The following is a 15,644-nucleotide window of genomic DNA, read 5'->3' on the forward strand; positions in this document are numbered from 1 at the left end:
GGTGGCAGCCCAGCACGTCTACCGACCGGGCAACCAGTGGGGCGTCACGGTCCCTGCGTTGATCGAGCGGATCGCAGCAGAAGGACTGCCGACCCGCCTGATGTGGCCGGTCGCCGATCCTGACGCGCCGTTCCAGCGGGTGCGGTGGTCCATCGGTGACTGCCCGACCGGCTACCTCCCCAAGATCGACGAAATGCGCACGACCTGGCCGGGCACGAGAAGCGCCTGACGTCCTGCTCGGGCGGTCCGGCCCTCCGCTCGGCGCTGCAACAGGTGTCGTGCGGGGTCGAGACCGAAGAAAGAGAGGTGGTGATCCTATCGACAGTTGACCTGCGGACGAGGCAACACGTTTCCGCAGAACCTCCCGGCTTCCGCCTCCTCAGCCAATCTTCCCCGGCAGCCGGGAGGTTTCTGTACGCTCGGATACTGCCTCGGCTGCATACCGCAACGCTGCGGTGATGTCGCCGAGCGTAAGATCGGGGAAGTTGGCGGTGATCTCGTTCGGCGTCATCCCGTCGGCCAGCATCGCTAGCACCGTTGCCACCGGCATACGCAGACCACGGATGCATGGTTGGCCGTTCATCTGGTTCGGATGTACGGTGACCCGTTCGGGCGCCACGCAGACATAATAGCGGTGCCCGTCTAACCGTTTGAAGCTAGTCGTGGTCGAGATCGAGCAATCGACTGAGGACGCACCGCAGGTCCGGAAGTTTGTCGCTGAGCACCTGCCAGACCAGGGCATCATCCACGGTCGCGTAGCCGTGGATCAGGATGTTCCTAAATGCAACAATCCTGGGTAGCTCGGGAATTTGACTGGCGATCTGTGGTGCCACCTTCGAGAGGTGGTTCAGTGCCTCGCCAATGATTTCAAACTGGCGCTCGATTGCGGCACGTAGCATGGCGTCCGACTCGTAATCTGCGAAGGATTTTCCGCGGGAAAACTCCTGGGCAAGCTCGACCGAATGTAGCGCGTCCCACAGGTACTTCCTGGGATCAGGCTGCATAGAGGTTTTCCTTTGTCCGGATTACCTGGTCCCGGAAGTAGGGGTTTTGGATGCTCGTAGCGCTCACCACGTCTACCGGTCGGCCCAGGATCTCTTCCAAGCCTTCCTTGAGACTGAAGTACGTTCCGAAGTAGTCAAATCCCGGCCCGACGTCGAACTCCACCAACACGTCGACATCGCTGGAGGCCGGGTCGAACGAGTTGCCGAGAGCGGAGCCGAACAGATCGAGGCGGCGGATACCCAGCCCTCGGCACAGGGCTTCGATCTGCGGCCGCTTCCGCGCGATCAACTCATGCACGTCCCCACCTCCCAGGTCGATTGTGCCCGACCGGGGCAGGTCCGTCGCGTGCGACACGGCACCGGCTGTTGGCCCCTGGAGAACGTCCCTGGCGACGACTGGGAAGGGGTGGTCGTCGCCAGGGACGGGACCGTTGGGTCAGGCGACCGGGGCAGGGAGGTCGACCAGGGTGGCGAGGGCGGCGCGGTGGCGGCCCGGGGTGCCGAGGGCGCTCTCGGTGCTCTTGGCGCGCTTGAGGAACAGGTGCGCCGGGTGCTCCCAGGTCATGCCGATGCCGCCGTGCAACTGGATGCACTCCTCGGCGGCCTTCACCGCGACCGACGAGCAGTGCGAGGCGGCCACGGCGACCGCGACCGGAACGTCCACACTGGACGTCGCCAGCGCGTCGGCGGCGTAGCGGGCGGCGGCGCGGGCGCCGACCAGGTCCAGCCACAGGTCGGCCAGCCGGTGCTTGAGCGCCTGGAACGAGCCGACCGGCCGGCCGAACTGATGCCGCTCCTTCACGTAGGCGACCGTGGTATCCAGGCACCACTGGGCCACGCCGAGCTGTTCCGAGGCGAGCAAACCGGCGGCGGTGATGAGTGCGTTCGTCAAGGCGGTACCGGCCACGTCCGGGCCGGCGAGACGGCGTGACGCGGCACCGTCGAAGGTCACGTCGGCGATGCCGCGGGTCAGGTCGAGCCCGACGATGCCGGAGACGGTCACCCCGTCCGAGGGCATGTCGACGGCGCGCAGCTCGGGACCGTCCGGGCCGGCGGCGGGCACGACCAGCAGTTCGGCCACGGCCGCGTCGGCGACGGTGCCGACCCGGCCGGACAGCCGGCCCTCGGCGTCCACCCGGACCGTGTCCGGGAACGGGGCGGAAGGCGCAGCGGACAGCGGCACGGCGAGCGCCCCACGACGTTCACCCGAGGCCAGAGCGGCCACCTCGGCGGCGGCCGTGTCGCAGCCGAGCAGCGCGGACGTGGCGAGCACCGCGCTGCCCAGGAACGGCACCGGCGCCACGGCCCGGCCCAGTTCCTCCAGCACGACGGCGGTCTCCCGGGTGGACGCGCCCTGGCCGCCCAGCTCCTCGGGCACGTGCAGCCCGGCCACGCCCAGGTCGGTGGCCAGGGTGCGCCACAGGTCCAGGTCGTACGGCTGGTCGGTCTCGACGCGGGCCAGCACCGTGGCCGGGTCGGATCGGTCGGCGAGCAGGCCACGGACGCTGGCCCGCAGGTCCTCCTCGACCTCGGAGTAGAGCAGGTCGGTCATCGGGGAAGGTCCTTCCAGGGCACGTCCTTGTCGACGCGGGGCTCGGCGGGCAGGCCGAGCACCCGCTCGGCGATGATGTTGCGCAGGATCTCCGAGGTGCCGCCCTCGATGGAGTTGCCCTTGGCACGCAGGTAGCGGTAGCCGGCGTTGCGGCCGAGGAAGTCGACGATCTCCGGACGGCGCATGGTCCAGTCGTCGTAGCGCAGCCCCTCCTCGCCGAGCAGTTCCACCTCCAGACCGGAGATCGCCTGGTTGAGCCGGGCGAAGGCGAGCTTCATCGCCGAGCCCTCCGGGCCGGGGTGGCCGGCGGCGAGCTGCTGGCGCAGCCGTTCCCCGGCCAGCCGCATCACCTCCGCCTCCACCCACAACCGCAGCAGCCGCTGGTGCAGCTCCGGGGTGCGCAGCTCGGGCCGCTCCCGCCAGGTCTGGGCGACGACGCCGACCATGCCGCCCTCGCGTGGGATGGCGTTGCCTCCGATGGCCACCCGCTCGTTCATCAGGGTGGTCTGCGCGACCTTCCAGCCCTCGCCGACCTCGCCGAGCCGCAACGTGTCCGGCAGCCGCACCTCGCTGAGGAACACCTCGTTGAACTCGGCCTCGCCGGTGATCTGCCGCAGCGGCCGCACCTCGACGCCCGGTGCGGTCATGTCGCAGACGAAGTAGCTCAGCCCCCGGTGCTTGGGCACGTCCGGGTCGGTGCGGGCGAGCAGGATGCCCCACCGGGCGGTGTGCGCGGTGGAGGTCCACACCTTCTGCCCGGTGACCACCCACTCGTCGCCATCGCGGACCGCCCTGGTGGCGGCCGCGGCGAGGTCGGAGCCGGCGCCCGGCTCGGAGAAGAGCTGGCACCACACCTCCTCGCCGGTCCACAGTGGACGGAGGAAACGCTGGTGCTGCTCTGGCGTGCCGAACCGGAGAATGGTGGGCGCGGCCATGCCGAGCCCGATGCCGATGCGGCGCGGGTCGTTGTCCGGTGCGCCGGCGGCCTCCAGTTCCGCGTCCACCACGGCCTGCAGGGCCCGCGGGGCGTCCAGGCCACCCAGCCCGACCGGGTAGTGCACCCACGCCAGGCCGGCGTCGAACCGGGCGCGCAGGAACTCCAGCCGGTCGGTGGTCTTCGGATCGTGCTCGGCCAGCAGGTCCCGGACCCGGCGGCGCAGGTCCTCGGCGTCCACCTGAGTGGTCGTGGTTGCCGTGCTCACTCACGCCCCCTTCGGCGGCAGGTACTGCTTCAGCTCGCGGCGGGCCAGCGAGCGCTTGTGCACCTCGTCCGGCCCGTCGGCGAGCCGCAGGGTGCGGGCGGCGGCCCACAGCTCGGCCAGTGGGAAGTCCTGGCTGACGCCGCCACCGCCGTGCGCCTGGATCGCCTTGTCGATGATCCACTCCACGGTCCGCGGAGTGGCGATCTTGATGGCCTGGATCTCGGTGTGCGCGCCCTGGTTGCCCACCGTGTCCATCAGCCACGCGGTCTTCAGCACCAGCAGGCGCAACTGCTCGATCTTCACCCGCGCCTCGGCGATCCAGTCCTGCACCACGCCATGCTCGGCGATCGGCCGGCCGAACGTGGTGCGGGCCAGGGTGCGCCGGCACATCAGCTCCAGGGCCCGCTCGGCCATGCCGATCAGCCGCATGCAGTGGTGGATGCGACCGGGGCCGAGCCGGGCCTGGGCGATGGCGAACCCGGAGCCCTCCTCGGCGATGAGGTTCTCCGCCGGCACCCGCACGTCGGTGAACTCGATCTCGGCGTGGCCGCCGTGGTCGCCGTCGGTGTAGCCGAAGACGTGCATGCCGCGCCTGATGTTCACGCCGGGGGTGTCCCTGGGCACCAGCACCATGCTCTGCTGCCGGTGCGTGGCGGCGCTCGGGTCGGTCTTCCCCATCACGATGAGGATCTTGCAGTTCGGGTTCATCGCGCCGGAGATGTACCACTTGCGACCGTTGATGACGTACTGGTCACCGTCCCGCACGATCCGGGTGCCGATGTTGGTGGCGTCCGAGGAGGCGACGTCCGGTTCGGTCATCGCGAACGCGGACCGGATCTCCCCGCGCAGCAGCGGCTCCAGCCACTCCTTCTGCTGCCGCTCGTTGCCGAACATGGCGAGCACTTCCATGTTGCCGGTGTCCGGGGCGGCGCAGTTCAGCGCGGGCGGCGCGAGCCGGGGGCTGCGCCCGGTGATCTCCGCCAGCGGCGCGTACTGCAGGTTGGTCAGCCCGGCGCCGTGCTCACCGGGCAGGAAGAAGTTCCACAGGCCGCGGCGGCGCGCCTCGGCCTTGAGGTCCTCGAGCACCGGCGGCGGCGACCACGGATCGTCGGCCTCGGCGAGCTGCCGCTCCGCCACCGGTTCCGCCGGGTAGATGTGCGAGTCCATGAACTCGAGCAGCCGCTGGCGCAGCTCCTCGGTGCGGGCGTCGAGGGCGAAGTCCATGAGTCACTCCTTGTCCGCGGGTTGCGCGCGCGACCGCTGCTACGACTCTTCCTTGAGCGTGGTCAGGCCGTACTCGACCAGGGGAGGCACCAGCTCGCCCACCCGGTCGAAGCCGGCGCCGACGGTCTGACCCAGGCCGAACCGGTAATGGATGCCTTCCAGGATCACGGCCAGCTTGAAGAACGCGAACGCCACGTACCAGTCCAGAGTGGACACATCACGGCCGGAGCGTTCCGCGTAGCGGGCGACGACCTCGTCCACCGGCGGGTAGCCGGGCGCGCCGCTGGCGTTGGCCACCGGGCTGTCCTCGCCGCTGGGCATCTCCCGCTTCGCGTACGCGACCAGCAGGGCGAGGTCGGTGAGCGGGTCACCGAGGGTGGACATCTCCCAGTCCAGCACGGCGGTGATCCGGTCGCCCGCGTCGACCAGCACGTTGTCCAGCCGGTAGTCGCCGTGCACGATCGCCGGGGCGGGGGAGACCGGGACACTGGCGGCCAGCCGGTCGTGCAACTCGTCCACGCCGGGCACGTCCCGGCTGCGGGACGCGTCGAGCTGCTTCTTCCACCGGCGCACCTGGCGCTCCAGGAAGCCCTCCGGCCGGCCGAAGTCGGCCAGGCCCACCTCGGCCGGGTTGACGGCGTGCAGGTCGACCAGGGTGTCCACCAGGGACAGCCCGATCGCCCTGGTCCGCTCCGGCCCGAGCGCCGCCAGTTCCTCGCTGCGCCGGTACGGGGTGCCCTCGACGAACTCCATCACGTAGAAGGGGGCGCCGATGACCTCCGGGTCGTCGCAGCGCAGCAGCGTGTTCGGCACCGGAACCGCGGTGTCCCGCAGCGCGCTGACCACCCGGTACTCGCGGCCCATGTCGTGCGCGGTGGCCAGCACGTGGCCCAGCGGCGGGCGGCGCACCACCCACCGGGACGCGCCGTCGGTCACCGAGTAGGTGAGGTTCGACCTTCCTCCGGCGATCACCTCACCCCGCAGCGGGCCGCCGACCAGGCCGGGCAGCTCCCGGTTCAGGTGGGCCCGCAGGCGTTCGAGGTCCAGGCCCGGCAGCTCGCTGTCGCTCATCGGCTCCCCTCGGCTCGGTCTCTCTTCCCGGTCAGCATACCGACCGGACGGTATGTCGGCTAGACACCTGGCTGGAGTGTCGCGCCGTGGTGGGTCCGCCCCCACCGGACCCACCACGGCCGGCGGTTCAGCCGACCATGAGCACGACGGTCTCCGCCACGCAGGCCGGCTTGTCCTCGCCCTCGATCTCCACGGTGAACCGGACCACGGCCTGGGTGCCGTTCGCGGTGTCGGTGACCTCCAGCAGTTCCGCGCCGCCGCGCACCCGGGAACCGACCCGGACGGGCCGGGGGAAGCGCACCTTGTTGGTGCCGTAGTTGATCCCCATGCGCAGCCCGTCCACCCGGTAGATCTCCTGGCCCAGCATCGGGATGAGGGACAGGGTGAGGTAGCCGTGCGCGATCGGCCCACCGAACGGGCCCTGCTTGGCCCGCTCCACGTCCACGTGGATCCACTGGTGGTCGCCGGTGGCGTCGGCGAACTTGTCGACCTGCTCCTGGGTCACCTCGTGCCAGCCGCTGTACCCGAGGTGCTCGCCCTTGGCCCCGGTGAACTCGGCGAGGTTCGCGAAGACGCGCATCGTCATCCTCCTCTCGCCCGTCAGGCCCTCGGGCCGCCGGCGACGTAGATGACCTGACCGGAGACGAACGACGCCTCGTCGCTGATCAGGAAGGCGGCCACGTTGGCGATGTCCTCCGGCACGCCGACCCGGCGCACCGGGATCTCCGCGGCCGCGGCCTGCTGGAAGTCCTCGAAGGACATGCCAACCCGCTCCGCGGTGGCCGCGGTCATGTCGGTGACGATGAAGCCCGGCGCGATCGCGTTCACCGTGACGCCGAACTTACCCAGCTCGATGGCCAGCGTCTTGGTCAGGCCCTGCAGGCCGGCCTTGGCCGTGGAGTAGTTCGCCTGGCCCCGGTTGCCCAGCGCGGACACGCTGGAGAGGTTGACGATCCGGCCCCACTTCTGCTCGGTCATGTACTTCTGCGCCGCCCGGCTCATCAGGAACGAGCCGCGCAGGTGCACGGCGATGACCGAGTCCCAGTCCTCGTCGGTCATCTTGAACAGGAGGTTGTCCCGGGTGATGCCGGCGTTGTTGACCAGCACGGTGGGCGCGCCGAGCTGGTCGGCGACCCGCCCGACGGCGGCGTCCACCTGGTCGGTCTTGCTGACGTCGGCGCCCACGGCGAGGGCACGGCCGCCCGCCGCCTCGATCTCCTTCACGGTGTCGGCACAACTCGACTCGTGCAGGTCGACGACGCCCACGGCGAAACCGTCCTGGGCGAGCCGCTTGGCCACGGCGGCGCCGATGCCGCGGGCGGCTCCGGTGACGATCGCGACGCGGGGGTTGCTCTGGGTCACGCGTTCCTCCTGCTGACGTTGCATGGTGCGGTCCGCCCCTTCTCCAGGGTGCGGCCTAGGAGATATCTGCGGTAGTGATACCGGGGACGAGTTCGGCCAGCCGCGCCCGGGTGGTGGCCGCGTCGGTGTGCCGGATGGCGCGCATGCCCACCGCCGCGGCGGCATCGGTGTTGGGCGACGCGTCGTCCACGAACACCGCCTCGGCCGGTGCCACGCCGGCGTGGTCCAGGGCCAGCCGGTAGATCCTCGGGTCCGGCTTGCGCAGGCCCACCTCGCCGGAGATGACCACGCCGTCGAAGATCTCGGCGATCAGTGCCCTCGGGTAGGTGTTTCCCCAGCTGTTGGACAGCAGCACGGTGCGCAGGCCGCGGTCGCGTAGCTCACGGACCAGTTCGATCATGGCGTCGTCCAGCCGCATGGCGCCGAACAGCCGGGTGAGCAGCCCTTCGGCGACCACCGGCGACCCGTCGTGGGTGGCCAGCTCCGCGGCCAGCAGCCGCTCGAACTCCTCGATGGCCAGCTCCCCGGTCTCCAGCCGGTGCACCGGGGTGCCCACCGGCGCCGACCGGGACATCCACGCCTTCAGCGCCGCGGAGAACGTCTCCGGCCGGATGCCGTCGGCGGCCAGCCACGCCGCGATGCTCTCCCGCACCGGTGTGGTGAGCACGCCGCCGTAGTCGAAGACCGCCGCCCGGATGGTCGCCTCGGCCGGCCTCGCCGCGCCGGATGCCGGCGGGGCGTCGCCGGTCGCTCGTCCCATGCGCACCTCCCAAGTGAACAAGCGCTTAGAAAGTACCGGGAGGGCGTGGTCCGGCGCTGTGGTCCGCGCCATACCGGGGCGGCGATTCGTCACTTGACCGTTCCGTGCCGGTGACCGGCGGGGTCAGCGGCAGAGGCGTTCCTCGCCGGCGCGGGCGGCTTCGCCGGTCAGCTCCGCGTGCCGGTCGCGGATGCCGCGGATCAGCAGGGCGAGCCCGTAGTCGAAGGTGGCCTGCGGCGGGGACCAGTCCGCCGCCGCGGCGGCCAGGTGCGGGTACCGGGCGCTGTCCTGCGCCGCCGCCAGCAGCGCGCTGTCGTCCGCGCCGGCCTCGCCGCGGGCGGCCTCGGCCTGCCACTCCAGCGCCATCCCGCCGATGTAGGCGCCGAGCACGAAGAACACTTGCTGCGCCTCGCGCGGCGGGAACCCGGCGGCCACCAGCTCGCCGAGCGCGAGGTCGTAGCCGGCCAGCATGTCCAGGGTGGGGCGGTTGCCGGCGACCACCTGCGGCGCGTCCCGGACCGACACCATCACCTCGAACATGGTGCGGCTGCGCTGCTCCAGCCACTCCCACCAGGGTTGGCCGCGGACCGGCCGGTCGACCACCTTCACCTGGCCGCGGCGCATCAGGTGCTCGGCGACCCGGTCCAGCAGCTCCCGCTTGCTGGCGATGTACCAGTACAGCGTCGGCGCGGACACGTTGAGCCGCTCCGCGATCCGGCGCAGCGTCACGGCCGCCAGTCCGCGCTCGACCATGAGCTCGACGGCGGTGCTGACGATGGCCTCCCGGGACACGGGTTTGGCGCTCGGTCGGGAAACCACGTTGACAGACTAACAGTGTTAGAGTTAGGTGTGCCTCTAACACTGTTCGAGGCTTGACGGGTGACGCGAGTTCGCGGCAGCCCGCGAACTCGCGGAGAAGAGGGGTGGCTTCGTGGCCAGACAGGCGGCGGTCAGCGTTCGCGGGCTGGTGAAGCGGTACGGCGAGGTCGAGGCCGTGCGCGGCATCGACCTGGAGGTGGCCGCGGGCGAGATGTTCGGCTTCCTCGGGCCCAACGGCGCGGGCAAGACCACGGCGATCAAGATCCTCTGCACGATCGCGGAGGCGACCAGCGGCTCGGCCACCGTCGCCGGGCACGACGTCAACACCGAGCGTTCGGCGGTGCGCCGGCGGATCGGCCTGGTGTTCCAGGAGCCGACCCTGGACGGCTACCTCACCGCCGAGCAGAACCTGCGCTTCCACGGCGAGCTGTACGGCATGCCGCGGCGGCTGCTGCGGGAGCGCATCGACGAGGTGCTGGAGATGGTCGGCCTCACCGACCGCCGCCGGGACCAAGTGATCAAGTTCTCCGGCGGGATGAAGCGCCGGCTGGAGATCGGCCGTGGCCTGCTGCACTCCCCGCAGGTGCTGTTCCTGGACGAGCCGACCATCGGGCTCGACCCGCAGACCAGGGCGTCGATCTGGGAGTACATCGCCTCGCTGCGCGAGCGGCAGGACATCACCATCTTCGTCACCACGCACTACATGGACGAGGCGGAGAACTGCGACCGGATCGCGATCATGAACGAGGGAAGGATCGTGGTCACCGACACCCCGGACGCGCTGAAGAGCAGCGTCGGCGCGGACCGGGTGCAGATCCGCACGGAGGACGACGCCGCGGCCATCCGGCAGTTGCGGGACCGGCTGGGGGTGGAGGCGGCGATGCACGACGGCATGGTGACCTTCTCGGTCGCCGGCGGGGCCGAGTTCGTGCCCAAGCTGTTCGCCACGTTGCCGCTGCGGATCGACACCGTGACAGTGACCCGGCCCAGCCTCGACGACGTGTTCATGTCCTACACCGGCCGTACGATCTCCGACGCGCAGGCGGACGGTTCGTCGGCCTTCCTCCGGGCGATGGCAGGGAGAAGATGACCGAGCAGACCCAGATCGAGCGCACCGAGGTGCGCGAACCCGAGGCACGGCCGGCGCGGCGGGCGGCTCCGCCGCTCACCCCGCGGGGCGTCGGCCACGAGGCCCGCGCCGCGCTGATGGTGTGGCGGCGGGAGATGATCCGGTTCCGCAACGATCGGGCTCGGATGTTCACCATGCTGCTGCAGCCGCTGCTGTTCCTGTTCGTCATGGGTACCGGGCTGTCCAGTGTGGTCAACACCGGCGGCGGGCTGGACTTCCGCACCTTCCTCTTCCCCGGCGTGCTGGCGATGTCGGTGCTGTTCAGCGCAGCGTTCGCGGGCATCTCCCTGGTGTGGGACCGGGAGTTCGGCTTCCTGCGGGAGATGCTGGTGGCGCCGGTGAGCAAGGCGTCCATCATCGTCGGCAAGTGTCTCGGCGGCGCCACCACCGCGACGCTGCAGAGCGTGGTGCTGCTCGCCCTCGCCGGCCTGGTCGGCGTGCCCTACCACCCGCTGCTGCTGGTCAGCCTGCTGGCGCTGCTTTTCCTCGGCGCGTTCATGCTCACCGCGATGGGCGTGCTGCTGTCCGCGCGGATCAAGCAGATCCAGGCGGCCATGCCGGCCAGCCAGCTCATCATCATGCCGATGATGTTCCTGTCCGGTGCGCTGTTTCCGATGGCGCACCTCCCCGACTGGCTGTCCCTGCTGACCAGGATCAACCCGCTCACCTACGTGGTGCAGCCGATGCGGGCGGTGATCTTCGACCACATCGACATCCCGCCGGCGGCGCGGGCCGCGTTCAATCCGGCGATCACCTGGGGCGGCTGGCAGGTGCCGCTGGGGCTGCAGGTCCTCGTCGCCGCGGCGGTCACCGTGGCGATCCTCTCCACCTGCGTCGCCCTGTTCGACCGCACCGACTGAAAGCCGACGGTCGGGCGGTCGCGGGTGGGGGCCGCGACCGCCCGTGCCCCACGATGTCCACCTTGGACGCGCCGGTGGCGGCCAGCACCCGCGCCACGTAGTCCGCGAGCTGCCGGGCGGTCTCCGCGATCGGGCCCATGGCCTGGAACGGGCTGCCCGGTAGGCCACCGAGGTTGGGTGCGAAGACGTAGTAGCCGGCGTCCACCGCAACCGGAATGCGTGACAAATGCCAGCCTTACCGGTCATCAACGGGACGGAATTATTACGCTGAGATCCAATTCAGCCGGTGCGGGCCGGCGGCCGCGCCGCCATCAGCGTGAATATGATTCAGAATCAGCCTAGCGACTACTAGCCGCTGGGCCGGTGTGGTGACACTCGTCTAGTAGCTCAGTGCGGCGAACCAGTCGCGCCGGCCCTGGCGGGTGAGGTCGAGGATGTGCCACACCGGGTTGAGCAGGTCGATGCCACGCTGGTCGATGTCGTCGGACATCCGGGGATGCGCCGAGTAGAAGTGGCACACCGACCCGTCGTCGCCGCGGGTGAACACCGACACCGTCGAGTCCTGGTTGCCCTCGGCGTCCTCGCTGCCGAGGTCGTACTTGAAGGTGCTGGACCCGGCGCTGAGCAGGCGCAGGTTCGTCCACCGCCGGTTCCGGGCGTGCTCGCGGAGCGTGGGCAGGTCGGCCGCGGCGACGATGGCGAGGTCGACGTTCTGCGCGACGTGGTGGGCGACTCCGTTGAACCCGTCGATCCACATGGTGCACATGGGGCACGGCTCGGTCTGCTGCTTGCCGTACATGAAGTGGTAGATGACCAGGTCGCGTCCGGGGCCGGTGAACAGTTCGCTCAGTCGCACGGTCGTCACCGGTGCGTCACCGGCCTGCAGGTCGGCGGGGCCCTCCTCGAACACGTAGTCCTTGACCACCGGGCCGAGCGGCAGCCGGCGGCGCAGGGTGGCGACCCGTTCCCGATGGCGCATCAGCTCGACCTCGGCCTGCCGCAGCTCTTCGCGGGCGTTGGCGTATTCGACCGACTCCCCGGTGAGATTGGTGTGACGCATCGCTGCCTCCTGGCGACGGCAGGGGTAACTGCCGCACAGCGGCCACCATCGGTACCGGCCACCATTGTCTGGCCGCGCACGAGCGCCCGCCAGGCGGCGAGACGGCAGCGGGCTCCGGCAGTTACGGCGCCGGAGGCCTGTTCCACATGGACGGTCACCGGCCCGCGGGCGAAGCAGTCGCGGGGATCGTCGCTGCCGCCACCGCCCGCGATGGTCCCTCGGCGCAACCGAAGCGTACTGGTCAGACCTCCACGCCGGCATCGCGCCTCGACTTGCTTCATTGCGCACCGGGGTCGAACACATGTTCGCCCACAGTCGGGTTATCCACAGGGTTATCCACAGATACGCAGTGACCCACGTCACACCATGTCGAAGAGTAACTGCCCTCTGACTACGGTCCGCAAGCGTGACACACGGCCATCGTGAGGCATGGCTGCAAGCTTCCGTGGAAATCACCTCGGCCGTGCTGGCCGGCGCCGGCCCGGATGGCTTGTGGCCGCTCATCGCGAAAAGCGCCCTGCCGGCCTCGGGCGCGGACATCGCCATGGTCATGGTGCCCACCAGTGATCCTGACTGGCTGGCCACGCCTGCTGCGGTCGGCGAGCGCGCTGAGACGCTGTTGGGGCTCCCGGTGCCCGTGGATGGTTCCCTTGCTGGGCCGGCCTTTGTCAAGGGCCAGCCGCAGCTCTGGGACGACATGGCCACGGACGACCGGTTCTCCTACCCGCCGGCGCGCTCATTGTTGGCTCCCTTCTTCGGCCCCGGCATGTGCGTCCCGGTCGTGGATTCCGACGGGGAACGCCTGGGCGTGTTGGGGGTCGCCAAGGTTCGGGGGCGGCCCGGCTTCGATGACCAGGACGTGGCCATGCTCACCTCGTTCGCGGAGCAGGCCGTGCTCGCGAAGCAACTGGACGACCATCGCGCCCAAGCCGAGCAGTTGCGCTTGCTGGAAGAGCGCGACCGAATCGCCCGGGACCTGCACGACCACGTCATCTCCGAGGTGTTCGCGACCGGCATCACCCTGCAAGGCATCGCCGCCGCCGCGGACGTGGAACCCGTTGCGCAGCTGCGGCGGCGGCTGCTGAGCCTGGTGGGCCGGCTCGATGACGTCGTCGCCGAGATTCGCACGACCATCTCCGGGCTACGGCCCTCGCCGGTTCCGCATCAGCAGTCGACCGGCAGCATGCGGCAACGGCTGTTGGACGTCGTCCAGAACGCCGGCGGTCCGCTGGGATTCGCGCCGTCGCTGCACTTCAACGGCCCGGTCGAACTGATCGGCGCGACCCTGGCCGGTGATGTCGTCGCGGTCGTCCGCGAAGCACTGTCCAACACCGCCCGCCACGCCCACGCCACCGCCGTGCGCGTCGAGGTCACCGCCAGCGGCGCGGAGTTGGCCGTCCGCGTCGCCGACAACGGCCGCGGCATCGGCGACACCACCCACCGCGGCGGCCTGCGCAACCTCCGCGCTCGCGCCGAACGCCACCGCGGCATGCTCGCGGTCTGCAGCCACCCCACGGGCACCACCCTGACCTGGATTGTTCCCGTTACCCGCCCCGCTACGCGTCCAGCCACCCACAGCCCCGAGTTAGCGGCGGCGACAGGCCTTGGTGCGGGGTCCACATAGGGTCGACCTTGTTGACCGCCCGGCTCGACCGAGGTCAGAGGGCTCTCCGGACCCGCTGATCGTTGATGGACACCGCACTAGGGCGTGTCTGGTGGATCAGGCCCCCGATGAGTTCTGCCCGGCGGTAGTGACCCTGGCCAGTGGCCGGCACCGGGAGTCGCTCAACAGGTGAATCTTCGTGGTCAGCCCGCCGCGGGAGCGCCCCAGCGCCTCTCGGTCAGCCCGCTTGGGCCTCGCGGGCGTGGAACTCTTGTGATTCGACCCAACCCCCTGTGTCGTCTGTGGACTCGACCGGGGACTCGGCTGGGGTCGCCAGCAGCGGGGTCATCTTGTGCTCCGGGATGTCCTTGGCCGGCGCATGGCACGCGCCGGCCGCGTGCTGATGCGCCCGGACCGTCGACGAATCGGCCCCGACAGTCCACTGCGAGCCCTCGTCCATGTCACATCCAGCGCGTAGCCGGTCCATGATCTTCACCCATGTGCCATCGCCTGACCAGCGACGATGCCGATAGACAGTCGTCCAGTTCCGGTAGGACGTCGGCAGGTACCGCCACGGCGCCCCTGCCCGGGTCCGCCAGATCACCTGCCGGTGATCCGACCAGCGCCCGCCCCGGGCCGGCGTCCGGTCCGGCAGCAGCGGCTCCAACCGGTCCCACTCGGCATCGGTCAGATCGTGGCGATCATGCACCAGCAACGGATAACGCACCTCAACATCAAGACCCATCAGACACGCCTTAGTCCACGATGGACTGGTAGACGAGCTGGCGGAGCTGGGAACGGATCGGGTGGGTGTTCGAGGGCAGCAGCTGGGTCAGGAACAGCACCACCAGATCCTCGGCCGGGTCCACCCAGAACACGGTGCTGGCCGCGCCGCCCCAGGTGAACTCGCCGACCGTGGACAGTGTCCGGTGCGCCACCGGGTCCAGCATCACGCCGAAGCCCAGCCCGAAACCCACGCCGGTGAACGGCGTCTCGGCGAACACCGGCCGGCCGAAGGTCTCCAGGTCGGCCCCGCCGGGCAGGTGGTTGCTGGTCATGTAGTCCACCGTGCGCCGGCCGAGCAGCCGGACGCCGTCCAACTCGCCACGGCCGGCCAGCATGCGGGCGAACCGGTGGTAGTCGTGCGCGGTGGACACCAGCCCGCCGCCTCCGGACAGCATCTTCGGCCGGCGCAGCACGGCGCGGCCCATCGCGTCGTTGCGCACCGGTCGACCGTCCGTGCCGGCCACGTACAGGGCGGCGAGCCGGTCCGCGTTGGCCTCGGTGACCGCGAAGCCGGTGTCGGTCATGCCCAGCGGAGCGAAGATCCGCTCGGCGAAGAAGTCGTCCAGGGACTGCCCGGAGACCACCTCGACGAGGTGGCCCAGCACGTCGGTGGCCACCGAGTAGTTCCACTCCGTGCCCGGGTCGAACAGCAGCGGCAGGGACGCCCACGCCGCGCAGCAGCCGGCCAGGTCGAGGTCGGGCGGCCAGCCCCACTCGAACCCGGCCCGCCGGTACATCTCGTCCACCACGTGCACGTGGTGGAAGCCGTAGGTGAGTCCGGCGGTGTGGGTGAGCAGGTGCCAGATCCGCACCGGCTCGGTGGCCGGCCGCGTGATCGGCTTGGTGGCGGTGCCGCGCTGGAACACCCGGAGGTCGGCGAAGACGGGCAGGTACCGGCTCACCGGGTCGGTCAGTTCGAAGGCGCCCTCCTCGTAGAGCATCATCGCCGCCACCGAGGTGATCGGCTTGGTCATCGAGTAGATCCGGAAGACCGTGTCCGGCTCCACCGGCAGGCCCGCCTCCACGTCCCGCTGGCCGTGGCAGGACAGGTGGGCCACGCGGCCCCGCCGGCTGACCAGGGTGAGCCACCCGGTCAGCCGGCCGTCCTCGACGTAGCGGGCGAAGTGCCGGTCGATGCGGGCCAGGCGGGCCGGGTCGAGGCCGACCTCGAGGGGGTCGACCTCGACCGCGAGTGGACTCGTCATTCTCGTC

General features: G+C 70.2%; 18 protein-coding genes and 1 pseudogene. 4 read left to right on the forward strand and 15 right to left on the reverse strand.

Annotation, left to right across the window (positions count from 1 at the left end):
* Position 1 precedes the first annotated feature (1 nt).
* Positions 2 to 229: a hypothetical protein gene (locus FFT21_RS03580; protein WP_137812258.1), complete on the forward strand. Its 228-nt coding sequence runs from the start codon at positions 2 to 4 to the stop codon at positions 227 to 229.
* Positions 230 to 379: 150 nt separating this feature from the next.
* Here the strand turns inward: FFT21_RS03580 and FFT21_RS03585 are convergent, their stop codons facing one another.
* The 11 genes from FFT21_RS03585 to FFT21_RS03635 all read right to left on the reverse strand — a co-directional run bounded on the left by FFT21_RS03585 (position 380) and on the right by FFT21_RS03635 (position 8,994).
* Complete coding sequence (locus FFT21_RS03585) at positions 380 to 619, reverse strand: DUF433 domain-containing protein (RefSeq protein WP_225978065.1); 240 nt, start codon at positions 617 to 619, stop codon at positions 380 to 382.
* A 37-nt stretch (positions 620 to 656) separates the two neighbouring features.
* A complete protein-coding gene (locus tag FFT21_RS03590) occupies positions 657 to 1,004 on the reverse strand; it encodes a HepT-like ribonuclease domain-containing protein (protein ID WP_137812259.1) in 348 nt (115 codons plus the stop codon).
* Positions 994 to 1,302, reverse strand: a complete 309-nt coding sequence (locus FFT21_RS03595; RefSeq protein WP_137812260.1) for a nucleotidyltransferase family protein — start codon at positions 1,300 to 1,302, stop codon at positions 994 to 996. The genes FFT21_RS03590 and FFT21_RS03595 overlap by 11 nt, the downstream gene beginning before the upstream one ends.
* 138 nt (positions 1,303 to 1,440) lie before the next feature.
* Positions 1,441 to 2,556, reverse strand: a complete 1,116-nt coding sequence (locus tag FFT21_RS03600) for an acyl-CoA dehydrogenase family protein (RefSeq protein ID WP_137812261.1) — start codon at positions 2,554 to 2,556, stop codon at positions 1,441 to 1,443.
* On the reverse strand, positions 2,553 to 3,758 hold the full coding sequence (locus FFT21_RS03605) for an acyl-CoA dehydrogenase family protein (protein ID WP_225978066.1): 1,206 nt from the start codon (positions 3,756 to 3,758) through the stop codon (positions 2,553 to 2,555). Before FFT21_RS03605 ends, FFT21_RS03600 begins: the two co-directional genes overlap by 4 nt.
* Positions 3,759 to 4,982 (reverse strand): acyl-CoA dehydrogenase family protein, encoded by a 1,224-nt coding sequence (locus FFT21_RS03610; RefSeq protein WP_137812262.1) that lies wholly within the window; start codon positions 4,980 to 4,982, stop codon positions 3,759 to 3,761.
* Between the two features lie 39 nt (positions 4,983 to 5,021).
* Positions 5,022 to 6,053: a phosphotransferase family protein gene (locus FFT21_RS03615; protein WP_137812263.1), complete on the reverse strand. Its 1,032-nt coding sequence runs from the start codon at positions 6,051 to 6,053 to the stop codon at positions 5,022 to 5,024.
* Between the two features lie 127 nt (positions 6,054 to 6,180).
* The gene (locus FFT21_RS03620) at positions 6,181 to 6,633 is read right to left on the reverse strand and encodes a MaoC family dehydratase (protein ID WP_137812264.1); all 453 of its coding nucleotides are present in this window, start codon (positions 6,631 to 6,633) and stop codon (positions 6,181 to 6,183) included.
* A gap of 20 nt (positions 6,634 to 6,653) precedes the next feature.
* Positions 6,654 to 7,415 (reverse strand): beta-ketoacyl-ACP reductase, encoded by a 762-nt coding sequence (locus tag FFT21_RS03625; protein ID WP_137812265.1) that lies wholly within the window; start codon positions 7,413 to 7,415, stop codon positions 6,654 to 6,656.
* Positions 7,416 to 7,470: 55 nt separating this feature from the next.
* Positions 7,471 to 8,175 carry an HAD family hydrolase gene (locus FFT21_RS03630; RefSeq protein ID WP_137812266.1) on the reverse strand — a complete coding sequence of 235 codons (705 nt, stop codon included), beginning with the start codon at positions 8,173 to 8,175 and terminating at the stop codon, positions 7,471 to 7,473.
* 123 nt (positions 8,176 to 8,298) lie between these two features.
* Positions 8,299 to 8,994, reverse strand: coding sequence for a TetR/AcrR family transcriptional regulator C-terminal domain-containing protein (locus FFT21_RS03635; RefSeq protein ID WP_225978067.1), 696 nt, complete (start codon positions 8,992 to 8,994; stop codon positions 8,299 to 8,301).
* A gap of 112 nt (positions 8,995 to 9,106) precedes the next feature.
* Here FFT21_RS03635 and FFT21_RS03640 point away from each other — a divergent pair, with 112 nt between their 5' ends.
* A complete protein-coding gene (locus FFT21_RS03640) occupies positions 9,107 to 10,084 on the forward strand; it encodes an ATP-binding cassette domain-containing protein (RefSeq protein ID WP_137812267.1) in 978 nt (325 codons plus the stop codon).
* Positions 10,081 to 10,983: an ABC transporter permease gene (locus FFT21_RS03645; protein ID WP_137812268.1), complete on the forward strand. Its 903-nt coding sequence runs from the start codon at positions 10,081 to 10,083 to the stop codon at positions 10,981 to 10,983. Before FFT21_RS03640 ends, FFT21_RS03645 begins: the two co-directional genes overlap by 4 nt.
* Positions 10,984 to 11,362: 379 nt before the next feature.
* Here FFT21_RS03645 and FFT21_RS03655 read toward each other — a convergent pair whose 3' ends face one another.
* Positions 11,363 to 12,043: a DUF899 family protein gene (locus FFT21_RS03655; RefSeq protein WP_137812269.1), complete on the reverse strand. Its 681-nt coding sequence runs from the start codon at positions 12,041 to 12,043 to the stop codon at positions 11,363 to 11,365.
* A 406-nt stretch (positions 12,044 to 12,449) separates the two neighbouring features.
* Here FFT21_RS03655 and FFT21_RS03660 point away from each other — a divergent pair, with 406 nt between their 5' ends.
* A complete protein-coding gene (locus FFT21_RS03660; protein WP_137812270.1) occupies positions 12,450 to 13,667 on the forward strand; it encodes a GAF domain-containing sensor histidine kinase in 1,218 nt (405 codons plus the stop codon).
* 114 nt (positions 13,668 to 13,781) lie between these two features.
* Here FFT21_RS03660 and FFT21_RS03665 read toward each other — a convergent pair.
* The 3 genes and pseudogenes from FFT21_RS03665 to FFT21_RS03675 all read right to left on the reverse strand — a co-directional run.
* Positions 13,782 to 13,880 (reverse strand): annotated as a pseudogene (locus FFT21_RS03665) (IS5/IS1182 family transposase); the annotation flags it as partial.
* 4 nt (positions 13,881 to 13,884) lie between these two features.
* Complete coding sequence (locus FFT21_RS03670) at positions 13,885 to 14,391, reverse strand: transposase (protein WP_137812271.1); 507 nt, start codon at positions 14,389 to 14,391, stop codon at positions 13,885 to 13,887.
* A gap of 10 nt (positions 14,392 to 14,401) precedes the next feature.
* On the reverse strand, positions 14,402 to 15,637 hold the full coding sequence (locus tag FFT21_RS03675) for a serine hydrolase domain-containing protein (RefSeq protein WP_137812272.1): 1,236 nt from the start codon (positions 15,635 to 15,637) through the stop codon (positions 14,402 to 14,404).
* Positions 15,638 to 15,644 lie beyond the last annotated feature (7 nt).

This window comes from Gandjariella thermophila, from assembly GCF_005405885.1.
Lineage (GTDB): Bacteria > Actinomycetota > Actinomycetes > Mycobacteriales > Pseudonocardiaceae > Gandjariella > Gandjariella thermophila.

Excerpts from the sequence above, each read along its gene's own strand:
- FFT21_RS03675 (WP_137812272.1), bottom strand. The coding sequence starts at position 15,637 with ATGACGAGTCCACTCGCGGTCGAGGTCGACCCCCTCGAGGTCGGCCTC.
- FFT21_RS03610 (WP_137812262.1), bottom strand. The coding sequence starts at position 4,982 with ATGGACTTCGCCCTCGACGCCCGCACCGAGGAGCTGCGCCAGCGGCTG.
- FFT21_RS03670 (WP_137812271.1), bottom strand. The coding sequence starts at position 14,391 with ATGGGTCTTGATGTTGAGGTGCGTTATCCGTTGCTGGTGCATGATCGC.
- FFT21_RS03600 (WP_137812261.1), bottom strand. The coding sequence starts at position 2,556 with ATGACCGACCTGCTCTACTCCGAGGTCGAGGAGGACCTGCGGGCCAGC.
- FFT21_RS03645 (WP_137812268.1), top strand. The coding sequence starts at position 10,081 with ATGACCGAGCAGACCCAGATCGAGCGCACCGAGGTGCGCGAACCCGAG.
- FFT21_RS03590 (WP_137812259.1), bottom strand. The coding sequence starts at position 1,004 with ATGCAGCCTGATCCCAGGAAGTACCTGTGGGACGCGCTACATTCGGTC.
- FFT21_RS03630 (WP_137812266.1), bottom strand. The coding sequence starts at position 8,175 with ATGGGACGAGCGACCGGCGACGCCCCGCCGGCATCCGGCGCGGCGAGG.
- FFT21_RS03655 (WP_137812269.1), bottom strand. The coding sequence starts at position 12,043 with ATGCGTCACACCAATCTCACCGGGGAGTCGGTCGAATACGCCAACGCC.
- FFT21_RS03615 (WP_137812263.1), bottom strand. The coding sequence starts at position 6,053 with ATGAGCGACAGCGAGCTGCCGGGCCTGGACCTCGAACGCCTGCGGGCC.
- FFT21_RS03620 (WP_137812264.1), bottom strand. The coding sequence starts at position 6,633 with ATGCGCGTCTTCGCGAACCTCGCCGAGTTCACCGGGGCCAAGGGCGAG.